We start from the raw sequence: 18097 nt of genomic DNA on the forward strand, positions 1-18097 counted from the left end.
GACGCTCCGATAATTCCAACTCAACCAAGTGGCCGTTGATCGTGTGTAGCGCATGGATCGAAGAGGAAGAAGCATGTCACCCGAGGAAAAGGCGATGCGAGCCGGCGATCAATCGATTTCGGTCGGCGTTGATGTCGGCGGCACGTTTACCGACCTGGTAATTTACGATGCGCGCACGAGCGAGGTTCGCACCGCCAAGGTGCTGACTACGCCGAGGGATATTCCAGCCGGAATATTCCAATCATTCGATCAGGTTTCGGCAAGACTCTCCGAAGCGCAATATGTGAAGCACGGTACAACGACTGCCATCAACACGGCGCTAGAGCGCAGCGGCGCGAAGACGGCCCTGATCACCACCAGAGGGTTTCGCGATATACTGGAACTCGGCCGCGGAAACCGGCCGGATTCATTCAACCTTTTCTATCGGCGGCTGCCGCCATTAGTGTCTCGCGATCTTCGCCATGAGATCAGCGCACGGATGGATGGCCAGGGCAATGAAATCGCGCCCGTTCTCTTCGATGAATTGGACGAGATATTGCGCGAAATGGCTGCGCAAGGCGTTGAAGCGATAGCGGTGTGCCTGCTGCACGCCTATCGCAATCCCCAGCATGAGCGTGCTGTCGGTGAATACCTTCGCTCGAAATCCAAAAGTTTTGTGTCGCTGTCGCATGAATTGTCCCGCGAATGGCGCGAACACGAACGAACGTCTACGGCCGTAGCCAACGCCTATGTGGGCCCACGTATGGAGCGTTATCTGGAATCGCTCCAAGGCAGGCTGACAGAGGAGGGTCTTGCCGGCGCGTTGCTGCTGATGGAGTCCAATGGCGGGGTGATGACGGGCAAACTTGCTGCGCAGCATCCGGTCTATCTGCTGGAGTCGGGGCCGGTGGCGGGAGCCGTGGCCGCGGCCGCGCTGACACGAAAACTTGGCTACGACAACGCCATTTCGTTTGACATGGGCGGCACAACAGCCAAATGCACGCTTATCAACAAGGGGCGCATTGAGATTGCCGACATCTATTATGTCGGCGGTTACGAGCAGGGTTATCCCGTACAGGTCCCTGTGGTGGATATCATTGAAGTCGGCGCGGGCGGCGGAAGCATCGCCTATCTCGATCCGGTGGGCTCCCTAAAGGTGGGCCCGCGCAGCGCAGGAGCAGAACCCGGTCCTGTCTGTTATGGTCGGGGCGGTACGGAGCCGACGATTACCGATGCCAACGCTGCGCTTGGCCGGCTTGCACCGAGCGGTCTGCTCGGCGGTGAAATGGCACTGGATACTGACGCCGCAAAGCGTGCGATCCACGACCGGATCGCCGCGCCGCTCGGCCTACCGGATGTTCAGGTTGCCAGCGGGATCATTCGACTGGCGGTGGTGACGATGTCCGCAGCGGTCCGGCGCATCAGCATCGAGCGCGGCCATGATCCGCGCGATTTCGTTCTCATCGTCAGCGGCGGCGCGGGGCCGCTTCACGCCAGCGCCATCGCCCGGGAATTATCGATCCCGGCGGTGCTGGTGCCACCTCTGCCAGGTCATTTTTCCGCGTGGGGCATGCTGCTTGCCGATCTTCGTTTCGACAATGCCCAGACCTACATCGCCGATCTGGAAGTGGCCGATAGTTCCGATATCGAAGCCCAGTTTCGAACGATGGAGGAGGCCGCCAGAGAGCGGCTGCGTGATGCGGCGCCGCGGCTTGAGGCCATCGAGATATCCCGGTACATCGACGTCCGTTATGCCGGTCAGGAGCACACGGTCAGAGTACCTGCGCCTCGAGAGTTTTCGTCCGACGGTGCAAAGTCCGTGTTACACAACACGTTCATGGAAATGTACGCCCAGCGCTATGGTCACGCTGATCCACGCGGCAAACTGCAGCTTGTTACACTGCGTGTCGTGCTTGACGGCTTGGTCGACAAGCCGAGGCTTGAAAGCTTCCGTCCGAAGGCCACCGTGCCGGCGAAGCCGGTTGTGTCGCGGCAGGCATTTTTCGATGAGTCGGGCTGGGTCGATTGTCCTGTCTATCAGCGTGAAGCGCTTGCGGCAGGCCAGAAATTTGTGGGGCCGGCTATCATCGTCGAAACCGGCTCGACCACCGTGGTCGCGCCGGGAGATCGCGGCGAGATCGACAACCTTGGAAATATAATCATTCATGTGGCGTCCAGGCACAGCGTCTCGGAGCGACAGCTGGAAAAAGTGGGAGCGGAAGCGCAATGAACAAGCAAACCATACTGCGCACGGATCCGATTACCTTCGAGGTCATCGACTTTCTACTTCGCGCCATCGCCAGCGAACTTGAGACTAATCTGACCCGGACGTCCTATAGCCTCATGATCTATGAGTATAAGGATTTTGCTGTTGGCATTGTTGCAGCCGATGGCCAGTTGATCTGCCAGGGAACCGGCGGCCTGCCGATTTTTCTGGCCGACATTGGGGCTCCGTTGAAATCCGTGCTCGAAGCGCATCCGATCGAGACCATTCGTCCGGGCGATGCCTTCGTTACCAACGATCCCGAGGCGAGTGGTCAACACTTGAACAACGTGACCATGTATACGCCTGTATTTGGAGAAAACGGCGAAGACCTCATCGCGTTTATTACGGTGCGCGCGCATTGGACCGATATCGGCGGGGCGGTCTTCGGCTCGATGATGACGAGTAGCAGTACGGAAATCTTTCAGGAAGGCATTCAGTTTCCCGCGCTTAAGTTCTGCAACGCAGGCACTGACGACGGTCAGATTTTGCGCCTTATCGCAAAGAACAGCCGTATTCCGGAAATCACCATCGGCGATCTCCAGGCTCAGCTTGCGGCGTGCAGATTGGGCGAGCAGCGTCTCAAGGAAATGATGGCGCGCTATGGATGGGATACGATTCGGGCTACCATCGACGAGCGCTGGGTGCGGTCCGAAATGCTGGCGCGCAAGCGTATCGAGGACGTGCCTGATGGTACGTACGAGGCGTCGTGCTGGCTCGACAATGATGGCATCGAACTTGATCGCAGATTGCCGTTCAATTTCAAGGTCCACATCCAGGGGGATGAGGTCGCCATCGACTTCACCGACATCGTCAACCAGGTCAAGGGTCCCTACAACGCCGGCATGATCGGAGGCGGAATTACCGCGGCGAAAGTCGCTTACAAGTACGCCTTGATACCTGATCTGCACTCGGATGAGGGATGTTTCCGTCCACTGAAGGTGATTTTGCCGCCCGGCAAGATCCTTAGCGCCGGCGAGAACGCGCCGATGGCCAGATTCAATGTGATCATGGCTACCGTCATCGATGGATTGATCAAGGCATTTGGTGAGGCTGTCCCGAGCAATGTCGCTGCTGCGCATCATGCAGCCCAGAATTCCATCCAGTTCACCGGGCGGCGCAGCAACGGCAAGTTATGGAATTACAACGATACCGCGCACGGAGGCTGGGGCGCGTCTCTCGGATCGGATGGCAGCGGACCGTTCAAGACGATGTCGCATGGCGACTGCAAAGACATTCCCGCCGAGATCGTTGAGGCGCTTTATCCTATCAGGATAGAGGAGGTGTCCCTCCGGCAGGATTCTGGTGGCGCGGGAAAGCATCGCGGTGGCTTAGGAACGGTCAGGCGGTGTACGGTGCTGGATGATGCCAACCTTACCACCGCCTGGGAACGTACGACATGCCCGCCGTGGGGGCTGTTTGGGGGCAAACCTGCCGAAGTCGGATCTATCACCGTCATCGCACCTGACCGATCGTCGACATCGATCACGAAGGTTACCCAGGCGGGGATCAAGCAGGGAACACAGGTAGTCTTTCTGACCGCCGGTGGCGGCGGCTGCGGCGATCCATTTGAACGTCCGGTCGCGGAGGTCGTTCGTGACATCGACCTCGGCTATGTGAGTGGCGAACGGGCGGCACGGGATTACGGCGTGGTTTTGACCAGCGCAGGAAGGCTCGACGAACAGGCCACTGTGGAACGTCGCAGATCTCGACCGGCACCATAGATTGGCATTGGGAGTTCTGATCGGATGTGAGTCAGTCCATCGACTGACATGCTAATCATACAAATGCAGGCGGTCTGCCAACTGATAAGCTTTGGGATGAAGTTTGCGAGTTAGTGTCGGCCCACTTGTCAGCGCCTGAGTTTCAATGGTTGGCGAGGGCCTCGCCTCGGCCTATCTCAATCTGAAGGTCATAGGTTCAAATCCTATCCCAGCAACCACTTTTGTTATAACTCACTCACTGTCCCGGTCTAAACCGCAGGGACGGCTTGGCTTTTTCAGAAGAACAAAGGGGCCGAGACCATGGAGTTGATCCAGTCGCGGGCGGCCTGACGATATCTATCGAGATCAACATCTATAGAGATCAACGGGCGGACATCCTGAGACGACAGTTATTGAGACCAGAGAGCAAATCGCCGCTCAATATTTGCACGACGAATTGGGAACGAGAATGGCTTCAAAGGGACGTGCGTAGCACTTCCAACCCGGGCAGGAGAAGGACGCTCTCCTGCTCGTTTGGATCCGTGCGCGAGATGATGGCGACGGCCTCCTCGGTCTTGCTTGGATTGTAGGGCAGGTGTGGCACGCCGGCGGGGATGTAGAAGAAGTCGCCGGGGCTTACCACGGTATGATGCTCGAGCCTCTCTCCATGCCAGCAGTGGGATACACCCTGCAGCGCGTAGATCGCGGTTTCATGTCCTTCGTGCTTGTGGGCCTTGGCGTGCGCGCCGGGCGGGATCCTCACAAGCTGCATGTGGATACCCTGAGCCCCCACGGACTCCGCCGAGATCCCGACATTGTAGAGCAGATCCTGCTTGCCCTTTATCGTGCTGCCCGGCCGCACAAGCTGGCATTCCGATGTCGTGGTATGCATTCGTCAGTCCTCTCCATCTCGTGCGGGGTGAGAATTCGCGGTCATCGATCCCGTGACGACGGTTGACCGGCGCTCAGCGTAGAACGGATAGAATCCCGTTGTGAGACAAGGCGCGCCCTTTGACTTGTCGATTTGCGCACCCGGCTGAGGAAGCGGCCCTAGCGCCCCTTCGCATAAAATGGGCGATGGCTCCCCCGGGGCTGAATCAAACTGCAAACTTCGACCACTCGAAGGGCATGCCGTCGCCGAGATCGCGGCGGGCGAGGGGACGCAGAAATAAGGGCAAATGGAGCTCACCGATATGGGGCCGAACGACAGCCAGCGGCGATGTCGGCCCCCAGCGGCGCAAGCGAGCAAACGTCAATCGAGGCTGATCTGAGGCCGGCAATTTCCATTTTTCACCGTCTTTCAATTGCAGCATTTGCGCTGGCTCATCTCGCGATCGTTGCCGGATGCCCGCTTGGGGGATGACCGAAGCGCTGACGGAACTTGCGTGAAAAGTGGGCGTAGTCCAAAAAGCCGCAAGCATAGGCAATCTGCCCGAGCAGTTCGTCGTTTCCAAGCAATGCACGACGCCGAAGGATGCGTGACGCATAGTCCAGACGAACCGAAGAGATAAAATAGCTGCAAGTCGTACCGCGTGCGCTAAAGAGCTTCTGCAGATAGCGTACTGAAATCCCTGCTTCGGCCGCGACTACGGATGCGGTCAACTCCGGATCTGCGAATCGAGCCCTGATCAGGCTGCAGATCCGGCTGAACAACTTATCGCTGTAAGCCGAAATCAATCTGTGCTCGTCCGGAGCGAATGCAGCAGCCAGAAGATCATAGATAACCAACCTCATATGGTTTTCCGGCACCGCCGGCGCGGGCTCTCGCTCTTCAAGAGCCTCTGTAATCAGTTGAATGAGCAGGCGATTGGCGGCGGTGCCTCGCCGATGGAGGCCGCACCTCGGTTCGTATCCCAGGTGAGCGACGAGTTGCTGGCGCGGAAGATGCAAGGCAACGTGCCGGGCGACGCCAGGCTCTCGAAGGACAGCTATGGGACGGGCTGGATCGACGAGCATTAAATCTCCCTGCTCGAGATTTAATAGAGTATCGCCGTGATCTATCGCCGATTTGCCGGCTATCTGGAAGACAACGCTATATTTATCTGTGCCGACTATCTGAAACACCACGCCATCATCAGAGCCATCGAGGCGCGTATGTCGCCGGGCGCGGTCAATTCGCGGGATATTGCAAGCGACATCGAGGGCTTCCAGCCCGTAAAGGCTGAAGGGGCACGACCAACCCACAAATGTCTCTGGGTCAAATCCCGATGGTTCATGTGCGCAGGCCAGCTGGACTGAAGATATCCATTCATCGCCAGGCGTTGTCACGAGAGCCGGGACGTCGTTCGTTCCCACGATTAATCCCGTTTCTCAGCGTGCATATTTTCAACGGACTTACTGAGTTGTTTGAAAATAATATCCGGCGCAACCCTGCTCATAAGCTTGAGGCGGTTGCTCAGGCCGGGCCGGATTTCGAGGCAGTCCTTCTCGATCTGCTCGATTGCGTATCTCGCCAAGGTATGGACGTCCATCGCTTTCACACCGAGAAAGTCAGCCGTTTGAAAACCATCCTTGAACAAAGGCGTCTCGGTGAAAGGCGGCGCCAATTCAAACACGCTGACGTTGGTGTTCTTCAACTGAATACGAAGCGACTGCGTGAAGGAGTGTAACGCGGCTTTCGTCGCGGAATAGACCGGCGATATCGCAAACGGCACGAAGGCTAATCCTGAAGAAACATTGACGATAGCGCCTTTGTTCTGCTTTTTCAGCAGCGGCAGGAACTGCATAACCATACGGATCGAACCGCTCAGGTTGATCTCGATCTCGCGTGTGATGTCCTGCAAATCAGATCCGGCCGTCTGCAGATTGATTTTCCGCATGACGCCGGCGTTGTTGATAAGCATCTTCATCCTGGGAAATTCCTCGGCGACGTGCTGGTAAAGGTCGGCAATCGACCCGGGATCGCTTACATCACTCTTGACGGCGTGGATGCCTGGAAGCGCGGCGCTTGCGGCATCAAGATTGGATTGGCTCCGCCCGGTGACAATCAATTTGTTCCCGCGCGCCAAAAGCTGAGCGGCGAGTTCGAAGCCAATGCCGGATGTTCCACCCGTTATCAGAATCGTATTGTCGCAAATTTCCATATCAATTTTCCCGAGCTGGCATAGCTCACCATCGCCATACCCTGAATGGGGCGGATGTTGATCATGCGCTTGAATTGTTGGACGTTCTTATGCCGCGGACCTGCTCCAAGCGCTGCCATGACTCGCATCCCAGCAAAAGCAGGGCGCGGCAAAGACTAATGACGACATCGGTTCGATGTGCGCCGGGTCTGCGGAACAGGATAGGAGTTCGGCCGCCAAAGCTCTTGGCGAAACTTGCGCTCCTTCAGGCGATTCTTGCGGAAATCCAAAACTGCCGCGGCGTCAAACCAACGATCCGCTTGAAATGAAAGGCGAACTGGCTTTGATCGGAAAAGCCAACGCGCTGCGCTATATCGGCCAGAACGATATTGTCGAGGCCTTGCAAAAGTTGCTGGGCGCGTTCCACGCGTCGCGCAATCAGGTATTGATGCGGTGTCAATCCGGTCGCCGCCTTGAACTGCCTTGCGAAGTGATAGGGACTGAGATTTGCGACAGATGCCATTTCCTCCAGCGTCGGACCGACATCGAGATGTTCCATCACATACTCGACAACCCTGTCGAGCCTCCGACGCTCTAATACGCCATCTCTCGGGTTAGCCGGCGATCGTGGTCCCACGATATAGCGGAGCAGGTGAATGGCCAGAATGTTGGCTAGGGAGCCGCTCATGAGCGGTCCTCCGTCGCTGCCAGAGGTCAACTCAGAACCTATGGCTAGCATCGCAGCGCGAAGATCGGGGATATTCGGAAGCCTGAGTGGAGGAATCACGATCTGAGTTGGATCAAGCCCCAGCGAATCTATTGCGACTCGCCTGATAAGGCCCGGCTCAAGGTAAACATGGAACGAATCCTTGCGTCCCATCCATCGCCAGTTCACGAGGCATTCGGCCGGCACGACCGTGATGGAACCTACCGGAGCCTGTAATTTTAGGTCGCTTCCCTCATGGCGCAGGTCCATCTTTTCGGGCGGTCGCGTAACCATGACAAGTGCATGCATCGGCAAGCACAGGTCGACCTCGCTTGAAGGTAGCTCACGAAAGCGAAGTGCGTGAAGTTCTTTCCACTTATGCGGGCGGCTTGATGTCACCGGCTCGTAAGAGGATGTTTCCCACAAGGCCTCTCTTGAGTTGACGAAAACGTACCCCTGTTGCGGCATGAATACTCCTCTGGCCCAAGGTCGTGCCCATATGGTCCGTGCTAATTGATGCGACTTGGACCCTGCTCTATGAGCGCCAGGCAATCCCTCGTCTTCGTCATTAATTGCCCGCGCACAACGAACAAATGCCGTGACTCGTAATGCGGCAAACCAAGTGCGCAAACAGATAAGCCAAAGGCAAGCTTTGGTCACGCTCTTTCACGTGATGAACCGCTAGCCGACAACCTGTCGCCGATGCCTGCTCACCAGATCGTTGGAATTAAGGGGCGCCAGCGAGGTGCCTGACGATGTCTGCGTTTTGAGCAGACAATTGCATTTTATGCGGACGTGAAAATAAGATCGATTTCGATCAGAACGCCCATCCTTTCGCGACGCGCAAGGCCCCTAACTCTCGCCGATAGCGAGGACAAGGATCCTTCGACCAAGCCGTTGCCGCTGCCTTGGTTAGGGTTGGAATCGACCCCTTCTCCCTATAATTTGGGCCGCATTTCAATCGAGAAAAGTCCCTTTCCCTCCTCGATGAACTCAATGAGGTTGCCATCGGGATCGCGGATAAAAACTGTTCCGGTCCCGAATGTCAGGGGATCGCCCGAATCCGTCAAAGCATGTTCCTTCATGCTGTTGTCCATTTGGAACGGCTGCTGTCCCGCGGCAAGGAGCGTTCTGAGCAGGTTCTGCAGATCAGCGACTTGCAGGGCGAAATGCTGAACGGTGCGATGCGGGGATGCGTCCTTTGGATCGGCCTTGGGGATAGCGACCAAATGTAACGTGCTGGCTGCGTTCAGAACCAGCCAGGATTTCACTTTATGGTGTGGCTTGAGACCAAGAACACCACTGTAGAATGCGTCGGCGGCTTCCTTGTTTTGCACAACGAGGCAGACATGGTTGATGGATAGGATGTCGACGTCCGGCATATTTTGCTCCTGAAGCCTGAGATCGCCCGCATTGAACATTGCACCTCATCGCCCTGCAGCCCGCCCCAGGGACTATGCGGTCTTTCTTCAGGGCGCCGCGACATGTGGGGAATCCGGCAGATGCTTGAGATAGGCGTATATTGCGCCCAGTTCTTCATCATCCATCTTGCCGATCGCACGCCAGGGCATCAGACTGCCGTCGAGCTTGTAGCCGTTGGGGTCAACGCCAGTGCGCAGGGTGGTGATGAACTCCTCCAGTTTCCAATCCTCCACAACGGCAAGGTTGGGGCCGAGCGGGCCAAACTGCCCCGGAACGCCGCCCGTCAGATTGGCGCCATGACATGTGCGGCAATCCTGATAGGAGAGGATGTATGCGCCGTATTCGGCGGTCGCCGCTTTAGACGGGGCTGTGACGGTGCCGGTGAAGACCGGTCGGCCCGCAGGGAATAGCCCCGCACCCACCATGACGAGGCCCAGCGGGTTGATCTGATCTGGCGGATTCGGCGTAGGTTCCCCAGCGGCGGGCACGCTTCTGATATAGGCGATGAGAGCACGAATATCGTCATCGCTCAGCTTACCGGCATTGGTGAGCGACATGATGATCAGCCGATGTCCGTCCGCGTCGACGCCGTTACGGATGGCGCGGAAAATTTCACCATCCGACCAGCGGCTCAACTGCCCGGCCGGCGTGAGATTGGCGGCGATCATCCGGCCGATCGGTACGGGCAAGTGCTCGCCCAGGTTTCTTCCTCCCGTGAGGATGCCCGCGCTTGAATGGCAGGCGCCACAAAAGGCGGAAGCGATCGTTTGCCCATGGTGAATTTGCTCGGATGTCATGGCGATCTTCAGGTCGGGCACCGGGGCGTGGCGAGCCTGCAACTTATAAAGCCCCGCGACTATCAAGACCGCGGGCAGGGCGAACGCTGCGGCCGCGAGTCCCGCCAGGCTTCCGCCGCCCCATTTAAGGAGGCGGTGTTTCGATCGCCAGGCTCGCATGGCCCAAAAGGCCAGGGTCGCAGAGAGGACGACAAGGATCGTTAAGCAGAACGCATTCAGCATGATGCCCCCGTGAGCTATCCGGTCGTCCAAAAGGCTTCGGTCATTGGGATCGATGATTGTGAACCGGGTCGCGCTGCGCGGTTGCCGCTTGCGCAGGCGCAGATATCGTTATCAGTGCGATAGCGAGAGGTAGGGTCCTCGAACAATCCGCCGAAACATGGCAATTGCGGCGTGCTTGGGCCTGCTGGATGCGATCAAGCCGGCCCTCGGGGATATAGCGGCAACTGGCTTGCAATCTCGTCCGGAGCGAGGATTCGGACGCCATGCTGGTGCAATCGTCGCGCGACCTCCTCCAGATCTGCGGTCGAGTAGGTGATAGCTTCGGCAGGAAACTCCAGACTTTGAGCAGGAACGCTCTTGCTGCGGAAGGCATCCTCAAGCCCGCCGGGAGTAAATAGCGTGAGCAGGCGAAGCCGGGCCGAAAGGATGATGAATGCGTGCGGCTTCAATTTCGGCAGAAAGACGCAGCCCCCCTCGCTGACCTCGAAGACCTCCTGGCCAACGAACACGTCAAAACTGCCTTCGAGCACATAAAAGAGTTCGTCCTCTCGCGAATGCACGTGCGGAGGAGGCTCGTTCCCCGGTTTTAAAACCGCCTCCATCAAGCAGTATGCGTCGTTGGTGTCTCCTGCTTCCGCAAGATTGGTTATCAAACTCCCCATGTAGCATTTGGAGGCCTCCAGCGACGGAGCGCGCTTGAACGCTGATGAAGTTGACGAATCTGACATGCATCCTCGGTCCGGCAAGATGAATTGCGCGGCACCATTGCTACGCGAGGTGCAGTATAGACGCCGACCGGACCCGGCCTTTAGTCAGGCAGCGCCATGTTGCTTGTCTGTTTGCGCACGGCGATGGACGTATGTGTGCTTGGAGGATGACCAAAGCGTTCGCGGAATTTGCGCGAAAAATGCGCATAGTCGAGAAAGCCGCACGCGAACGCAATCTCGCTGAGAGGCTCCTCGCTCCTGGAGAGTGTACGGCGCTGAAGCAGGCGCGACGCGTGATCGAGGCGGAGCGAATGAATGAAGTGGCTGCAGGTCGTGCCGCGCGCGCTGAAGAGTTTTTGAAGATAGCGAACCGAGATCCGGGCTTCGGCGGCGATGACGGACGGGGTCAGATCGGGGTCCGCCAAATGCGCTTCGATCATGTTGCAGATACCAGCGAACAGCTTGTCGGTATGGGCCGAGCCGCGCTCGTCGCCGGATGGCGCAAAAAGGGCGGCGAGCAAATCATAGACGACCAGCTGCATTTGGGCTGCCGGCAAATCGTCGGAGGGGCCGTTTCCCCGGGAGGCTTCGATCATGAGCTGCAGCAGCAAGCGGTTGGCGGCAGTCCCGCCCCGATGAAGTACGCCCTTTGGCTCAAAGCCCAAATGAGCGACAAGCTGCCGGCGCGGCAGATGAAGTGCCATATGGCGAACGACGCCCGGCTCGTTGAAGACGGTAATCGGGCGTGTGGGATCGACGAGTATCAAATCCCCGGTGTCCAGCTCGAGAAGTCTGTCGCTGTGATCTATCGCCGATCTGCCCGATAGCTGAAAGATCAGGCTGTAATCCTCAAGGCCATCACGACGGGCGTGCCGTGAAGTGCGGTTAACTCTGCCAATATTGCTGCCGGCGTTGATTGCCTTCAGCCCGTGTACCTGGAAGGGATTAAACCAGCCCACGAATGTGTTTGAATCGATCCCGACGATATCATTTGCACATGCCTGCTTCAGCGATGACGTCCACTCGTCGCTTGTTAGTTTCCTGAGAGCTTGATCCGCTCCGCCTTCGCCCGCCGTTCTTATCAGGCTGTTGTCGGAAAAATGGATTCTTCTATGCAAGTTTTTCGTCCTCATATGGAATTGATCGAGCAAATCATCATGAGCCCGACGATTTTCAGGGGGAGCTCAAAACAGGGCGAAGGACCGGCTGTGAATCGTGAAAGGTCAACGTAGTGCGTAAATGGACAAGCATCATGGCGCACCTATTCTAAAATCGGATTTCATCCAGGCCTATACGTCACGTCACGAACCATCGTGACGAACCGGGGATTTTATGTGGCTGTCCGCGCGGTTTGCGTTGCGGGTAACAAATATGTGTGAGGGGAATAAAATGCCGATGGGCGAACAGCACGAAAATCCAGGTCAGCTTTCATGCTTTCAAGGAGAAGCGTCCTTGCAAGGCGAAAGGTCTTATTTGCTTGGATATTCAGAAGCCGAGATCCGGCGCCTGCTGTGCCAGGCGGAGATGCTACGGCCGATCACGGAGCGGCTTCTGAAGAGAGCAGGGCTTTGTGAGGGCATGCGGGTTTTGGATATGGGATGCGGCATGGGGGACGTAACGCTGCTTGCGGCGGCGATCGTCGGGCCGACCGGCTTTGTCGTTGGGGTGGATCGGAGTGGGGAAACCATCGGTCTCGCACGCCAAAGAGCAAGCGAGAGGAAAGTCGGCAATGCTGGTTTCGAGGTTGCCGCGCTGCCGGATATGGAAGGTCTGAAGGATTTTGATGCCGTCATTGGCCGTTACGTGCTGGTTCATCAGCCTGACCCTGTGGCCTTCCTTCGCGATATCTTGAAGTGCGTCAAGCCCGGTGGCTTGATCGTTTGCCATGAGGCCTATCCTCGATTTCCGATCTGTTCGAGCCCGCCACTGCAGATCTGGCAGGACGTCGGAGAATTTCTTCGCAAGGCCGCGGCTCACCTTCCCGGCGTCGACGCGTGTGAAGACATACAACAAACCTTCGAACAATCCGGTCTTCGGAAACGTGAGATCTATTATGAAATTCCGGTTATCCAGCATCCTCAGTCGGAACTTATCGAGTGGGTCGCAAGCTCGGCGCGGACCTTCGCTCCCCTGGCTGAAGCCAACGGAGTTGAGGGCGCGGCAGTGCTTGATTTGCCTACGTTCGAGCAAAGGTCGCGGGACGCCATGCGGAAGGCGGGGAGCCATCTGACCGCGTGGCTACAGGTTTGTGCATGGGCCATCATATGAAACTGATTGTGGGATATTCCCCGCCGACCGGCGTGTGGATTCTTGTGGAGTGCGGATACCGGACGCCCTGTTCCGAAACGAGGTGAAATGCGAATCCTGATTGTGGGGGCCGGCATTGCCGGTCTCGCCCTGGCAAAGGCCTTGGAGCAGCGGGGGATGGAGGCGCAGCTGATCGAGTGCCGGCCGGAGTTGCCGGTGACGGGCGCGGGGCTGTTTCTGCCTGGAAATGCGGTGCGGGCGATCGAACAACTCGGGCTGCGCGAAGAGGTCGCCGAAAAAGCCGTTCCCATCAAACGCCAGCTCATTCTTGACGCCGGCGGCAAAGTCTTGAATGCGATCGACTCGGAAAACTTCTGGCGTGAATGTGCATCCTGCCTTTCGTTGCAGCGCAAGGGCTTTCAGGACATCCTCAAGGCCTCCCTTGGGCGCTCCACCATCGCCTTCGGCAGATCTATCGCAAGCCTGAAGCAGGATTCCGCCGGATGTTCGGTCACCTTCGATGATGGCGCGGCCGCCAAATATGATCTCGTCGTTGGCGCCGATGGGATGCATTCGACCGTTCGGGAGCTGGCCTCGTTGGGCGGATCAGCGCGTTATGTCGGCACGGTCTGCTGGCGGTTCATCACCCAAAACACTGCCGGGATCGACTGCTGGACCGCGATGCTCGGAACCGGCCGCACATTGCTGGCGATCCCGGTCAGCCGAACGGATGTTTATGTTTATGCGGATATCTCTGTCCCCGGTGACGGCGTCCCCGGCCTGCCGCCAGATTCACCCCTACGATCGCTGTTCAAGGATTTTGCCGGGCCGGTATTTCCGCTGATCGACCGCTTGTCCGCGGACACGCCCATCCATTATGGGCCGATCGAGGAGGTGCGGCTGAAGGATTGGATAAGCGGCCGTGTCGTTCTGCTGGGCGACGCCGCGCATGGCTGTTCGCCAAATATGGCAGAAGGCGCCGGCATGGCGATGGAGGACGCTGTTGTTTTGGCGGAGGAGTTGTCCCGCAGCACCGACATCACCAAGGCTCTTCGCGCGTATATGGAACGACGAAGACCCAGAGTCGATTGGGTGCAAAACCAATGTCGCGCGCGCGATAAAATGCGCTCGCTGCCGGCTTTGCCGCGAGCTGCCGTGCTGCGATTATTTGGGACTTCCCTGTACAAGCGCAGTTACTCGCCCTTGCTCAAGTCTTTTTGATCTCTCCTGGCATATGATGATCGCGGATAAGCGCCAGCTCCGCGGCTGGACAATCGCCGGGAGGGATCGTCGCCGGACGCGCGGTGTGCCGGATTCTGTTGACGAGATGGTCCTGCTGCGTGTCGTTTACCAGGCTGTGCTGCTGACAATTTCTGTCAGGGCATTAAGGTAACCTCGCCTCCAGCCGGGAGTCTGCATGGGCCGTTCCACCCGCCTTCTTGCTCTGTTGCAAGCACTGCGAGGCCGCCGTCGTCCGGTGACCGCCGCGACGCTCGCGCGCGGGCTGGAGGTGTCCGAGCGCACGATCTATCGCGACCTGTCGGAGCTGGCGGCTCAGGGCGCGCCGATCCAAGGAGAAGCTGGCGTCGGCTATATCCTGGGTCCCGGGCTGTTTCTGCCGCCGCTTATGCTGACCGAGGACGAGACCGAGGCCGTTCTGCTCGGATTGCGCTATGTCGATCAGCGCGGCGACGACGTGTTGACGAAAGCCGCCGAGGGTGTCCGTGCCAAGATCACGGCCGTATTGTCTCGGGAGATGCAGGCGGCCGCGGATATGCCGCTATCGATGCCAGGACCCGGCGGCAAAGGGTTTCCGGAGAACAGGGTGCCTCTTGCTCTCCTGCGGTCGGCGATCCGGATGCAGAAACGACTGGCCATCGAATATGTTGACGAGCAGGACCGTCGCACCAGGCGTATCGTATGGCCGATCCAGCTCGGCTTCATGGACAACGGCCGCGTGCTGACGGCCCGGTGCGAACTGCGCGAGGCATTCCGATTCTTCAGAACCGACCGGATCCTCTCGGCCGAGCTGCGCGACCGTTACCCGGCGCGGCGGGCAGACCTGTTGCGCAACTTTCAGGCCCAGCTTCGGGATGAAGCAGCATCGTCGAGACACTCCTGACAGAATCTGACAGGGGCACCGATTAGCCTCCGTTATCACGGCGGAGATGGAAATCATGCGGAACATATCGGCCGAAACATTGCCCCGGATCATCCTGGACCACGTTGCTGCCTATCGGAGCCACGACGTTGAGGCGTTCATGGCGACGCTGGCGCCGGATGCCCTCGTCAATGACGCCAAGCGCGAGTTCCTCGGTCATCCGGCCATTCGGGCATGGGCGGACAAGGAGATCTTCGGCGACAACGTCATCCTGGAGATCGAGAGCGCCTTCGAACAATCCAGCAGTTCGATCGTGCGCTGTCGCGCCGACGGCGACTTCGACAAGTCGAAGCTGCCGGACCCCGTGATCCTCACCTACTACTTCGCCGTAAGGGGAAATTTGATTACCCAGGTGATCATCCTGCTCAACAGCAAGAACGCTCTCTAAACCTGGATTGACCACACAAGGCAGACTGTTGGAGCAAGAACGATGACCTATCCCTTTTCCGTTCATGTTGATGAATTCAGGGACAAGCGTGTGCTGGTGACGGGCGGCACCAAAGGCATGGGCGCGGCCATGGTCGAGCGCTTCCGCATCAGCGGCGCGAGGATCGCCACTACGGCGCGCTCCGAGCCGATCGGCCTCCAAGAGGATGTGCTCTTCATTAAGGCCGATATTTCCACGCCGGCGGGCACGAACACCGTGGCCGAGCGCCTCAGCCGCGAATGGGGCGGCCTGGATGTCCTGGTCAACAATGTCGGCGGAACCGCTACCAAACGAGGCGGTTACGAAGTTGTGACTGACGAGGATTGGCAGACGATCTTCGACGTCAACCTGCTCGGAGCGGTGCGTCTGGATCGAGCCTTCCTTTCGGGCATGCTGGCGCGCGGCTCAGGCGCGATCATCCATATCGGCTCTGTGGCGCATTTGCTTCCCTTCGCCAATTCCACCCTGGCCTATGCGGCGTCGAAGGCGGCGCTGCGGACCTACAGCAAGGGCCTGTCCAAAGTTGCCGCGCCCCAGGGCGTGCGCGTCAACATGATCTCGCCAGGCTTCATCGAGACAACGGGCGCACAGGGCATGATCCAGGACATCGCCCGTAATCAGAGCATTCCGGAGAATGCTGCGCGCAAGGTCATCATGAACATGCTCGGTGGCATCCCGGTCGGCCGCACCGGCCTGCCGGAAGAGGTAGCGGAACTGACCGCCTTCCTTGCCTCGGAGCGAGCCGGGTTCATCTGCGGCGTCGATTATGTCCTCGACGGCGGCGCCATACAGACCGTTTGAGACTTGGATTTATAGTTGTCGAAGGGGAATACGAAATGAGCGCCTACCTGATCTTTACTCGTGAGCAGACACTCGATGCGGAGGAGTTGGCGCTGTACTGGAGCAAAGGTTCGGGTGACTTTTGTGGTGCATGACATGAAGGTATTGGCAGCCTACGGAGCGTACGAAGATCTGGAAGGACCGAGGACCGAAGGCACGGTGATCGCTGAATTCCCCAGCATGGAGGCGGCGAAAGCATGGTACGACAGTCCCTCCTATCGCGACGCGCGGCAGCATCGGCTCGGAGGCACCGTCTATCGAGGAACGCTGGTCGCGGGCGTCTGATTAATGTGAACCCCGCACCACTGCGTGCCATCGGGTTTCTCATAAGGCCACCTCGGAGAAGGTTGCTCGACCAATAGCAAGAATCGCGTGTTGCGTGTCCTCGCAGCCAATGATTCTTGCGAAAGCAAGGCACCCAAAGCCTGGCCTCCGAAAGGACGTCGGGTTTTTTCTTGTTCGCGGCGAACCGCAGGATGGCGGCTAGGTCGCCGCGCAGCACGATGGCCAGATCTTCCGCGTCCGGCACGAGCCGTCAACTTATCGATTAGCGTCCGGAAGACTTCCGCCGCCTCGGCCTTCACATCCTCGTTCTGCAGGCACTCATATTCGAGATCGATGTTCGATCGTCGGTAGCCGCGACCGAACTGAGTTGAGCATCGCGCGAAGAGCGACAGTCGGAGATTTTGGGGGGAATCAGCCGTGATCGCGTACGAACCGGCGCGTGTGATCGGTAACGCGCAGGCACGTCATGACCCATGGGCCGGAACCGATCGCTTTCAGTGGGTGAACGAGTTTGGCATCGTCGACATAGTTGAGGGCGCTGTTGAGCCGGCGCGGTGGCCAATCGGGGATACGACGCATAATCGTAGGAGTAGCTTCCTCGCTGATCGCGAACCATTCGGGGGACGTTTGGGTCATATTTACGGTCTAGCGGGCGTGCGCGATCATCTACAACTATTACGAATAGACGAGATTCACTCTATGGAGTAGGCATGGAATCTATCAGCATCCCCGTATCAATCTTATCGCTCGCTATTTCTCTCGGCACGTTCTGGCTGGCGTTCATCGACCGGGGCCGACTGAAGATGACGAAGCCGACAATTGTATTCTTCGGTTTCGATGCCGTGCCGAAGGTAACACCCAAAGTGTTTTTGCGGACCTTGCTTTACAGCACGGCGACCCGCGGACAGGTGGTTGAGGGCATGTATGTGAAATTGCGGCATGCAGACGACGAACGCATATTCAGCTTCTGGGGCTACGGCGAAACGGAAAAGCTATCTCCCGGCAGCGGGCTATATGTAAGTCGCGCCGGCATAGCCGCCAACCATCACTTTGTTCTGTCCGTCCACGAACCCACTTATCAATTCAAGCCGGGTCCCTATGAGATTGACGTGCTTGCTAACATTGTGGGGCGCCAAGAGCCGAGGAAGCTTACCACAATTGAGTTGATACTATCCGAAGAACTCGCTGCCGCGCTTGGACGTCAGGAAGGAGTATTATTCGAGCGCAAGATCAGCGGCGAATACGAAGGTCATGCAAGAGAACGATAGGCCGTACA

The 18097-nt window shown here is 58.1% G+C and carries 18 protein-coding genes; 9 read left to right on the top strand and 9 right to left on the bottom strand.

All coding sequences use genetic code 11. The annotated features are described in order from the left end of the window. Positions 1–73 precede the first annotated feature (73 nt). Positions 74–2209, top strand: a complete 2136-nt coding sequence (locus tag HB630_RS24290) for a hydantoinase/oxoprolinase family protein (RefSeq protein WP_213775249.1) — start codon at positions 74–76, stop codon at positions 2207–2209. After that, positions 2206–3966 (top strand): hydantoinase B/oxoprolinase family protein, encoded by a 1761-nt coding sequence (locus HB630_RS24295; protein WP_213775250.1) that lies wholly within the window; start codon positions 2206–2208, stop codon positions 3964–3966. Before HB630_RS24290 ends, HB630_RS24295 begins: the two co-directional genes overlap by 4 nt. A 454-nt stretch (positions 3967–4420) precedes the next feature. On the opposite strand, the gene HB630_RS24300 is transcribed toward HB630_RS24295, so the two are convergent. From HB630_RS24300 to HB630_RS24340, 9 genes are all read right to left on the bottom strand, one after another. Further along, the gene (locus HB630_RS24300) at positions 4421–4837 is read right to left on the bottom strand and encodes a cupin domain-containing protein (RefSeq protein WP_213775251.1); all 417 of its coding nucleotides are present in this window, start codon (positions 4835–4837) and stop codon (positions 4421–4423) included. Positions 4838–5042: 205 nt separating this feature from the next. Continuing rightward, entirely contained in the window at positions 5043–5258 is a 216-nt protein-coding gene (locus HB630_RS24305; RefSeq protein WP_213775252.1) for a hypothetical protein, read from the bottom strand. Positions 5259–5268: 10 nt separating this feature from the next. Then, a complete protein-coding gene (locus HB630_RS24310; protein WP_213775253.1) occupies positions 5269–6240 on the bottom strand; it encodes a helix-turn-helix domain-containing protein in 972 nt (323 codons plus the stop codon). Positions 6241–6242: 2 nt separating this feature from the next. Further along, complete coding sequence (locus HB630_RS24315) at positions 6243–7028, bottom strand: SDR family NAD(P)-dependent oxidoreductase (protein ID WP_213775254.1); 786 nt, start codon at positions 7026–7028, stop codon at positions 6243–6245. 244 nt (positions 7029–7272) lie between these two features. Then, positions 7273–8181: an AraC family transcriptional regulator gene (locus tag HB630_RS24320; protein WP_213775255.1), complete on the bottom strand. Its 909-nt coding sequence runs from the start codon at positions 8179–8181 to the stop codon at positions 7273–7275. A 470-nt stretch (positions 8182–8651) separates the two neighbouring features. After that, positions 8652–9134 carry a VOC family protein gene (locus HB630_RS24325; protein ID WP_213775256.1) on the bottom strand — a complete coding sequence of 161 codons (483 nt, stop codon included), beginning with the start codon at positions 9132–9134 and terminating at the stop codon, positions 8652–8654. Positions 9135–9182: 48 nt separating this feature from the next. After that, on the bottom strand, positions 9183–10154 hold the full coding sequence (locus tag HB630_RS24330) for a cytochrome c (RefSeq protein ID WP_213775257.1): 972 nt from the start codon (positions 10152–10154) through the stop codon (positions 9183–9185). A 194-nt stretch (positions 10155–10348) separates the two neighbouring features. Next, positions 10349–10882 (bottom strand): cupin domain-containing protein, encoded by a 534-nt coding sequence (locus HB630_RS24335; RefSeq protein ID WP_213775258.1) that lies wholly within the window; start codon positions 10880–10882, stop codon positions 10349–10351. Between the two features lie 80 nt (positions 10883–10962). Beyond that, a complete protein-coding gene (locus HB630_RS24340; RefSeq protein WP_213775259.1) occupies positions 10963–11979 on the bottom strand; it encodes a helix-turn-helix domain-containing protein in 1017 nt (338 codons plus the stop codon). Between the two features lie 271 nt (positions 11980–12250). On the opposite strand from HB630_RS24340, the gene HB630_RS24345 reads away from it, so the two are divergent. The 7 genes from HB630_RS24345 to HB630_RS24375 all read left to right on the top strand — a co-directional run bounded on the left by HB630_RS24345 (position 12251) and on the right by HB630_RS24375 (position 18089). Then, a complete protein-coding gene (locus HB630_RS24345) occupies positions 12251–13129 on the top strand; it encodes a class I SAM-dependent methyltransferase (protein ID WP_213775260.1) in 879 nt (292 codons plus the stop codon). Between the two features lie 87 nt (positions 13130–13216). Next, positions 13217–14329, top strand: a complete 1113-nt coding sequence (locus tag HB630_RS24350; protein ID WP_213775261.1) for an FAD-dependent monooxygenase — start codon at positions 13217–13219, stop codon at positions 14327–14329. 196 nt (positions 14330–14525) lie between these two features. Further along, positions 14526–15230: a YafY family protein gene (locus HB630_RS24355; protein ID WP_213775262.1), complete on the top strand. Its 705-nt coding sequence runs from the start codon at positions 14526–14528 to the stop codon at positions 15228–15230. Between the two features lie 55 nt (positions 15231–15285). Further along, entirely contained in the window at positions 15286–15657 is a 372-nt protein-coding gene (locus tag HB630_RS24360; protein ID WP_213775263.1) for a nuclear transport factor 2 family protein, read from the top strand. Positions 15658–15699: 42 nt separating this feature from the next. Beyond that, positions 15700–16497, top strand: a complete 798-nt coding sequence (locus HB630_RS24365) for an SDR family oxidoreductase (protein WP_213775264.1) — start codon at positions 15700–15702, stop codon at positions 16495–16497. Between the two features lie 135 nt (positions 16498–16632). Next, the gene (locus HB630_RS24370) at positions 16633–16821 is read left to right on the top strand and encodes a DUF1330 domain-containing protein (RefSeq protein ID WP_249781027.1); all 189 of its coding nucleotides are present in this window, start codon (positions 16633–16635) and stop codon (positions 16819–16821) included. Positions 16822–17531: 710 nt separating this feature from the next. After that, positions 17532–18089 (top strand): hypothetical protein, encoded by a 558-nt coding sequence (locus HB630_RS24375; protein WP_213775265.1) that lies wholly within the window; start codon positions 17532–17534, stop codon positions 18087–18089. The last annotated feature ends 8 nt before the right edge of the window (positions 18090–18097 follow it).

Source organism: Bradyrhizobium sp. dw_78 (genome assembly GCF_018449525.1).
Taxonomy (GTDB): Bacteria; Pseudomonadota; Alphaproteobacteria; order Rhizobiales; family Xanthobacteraceae; genus Bradyrhizobium.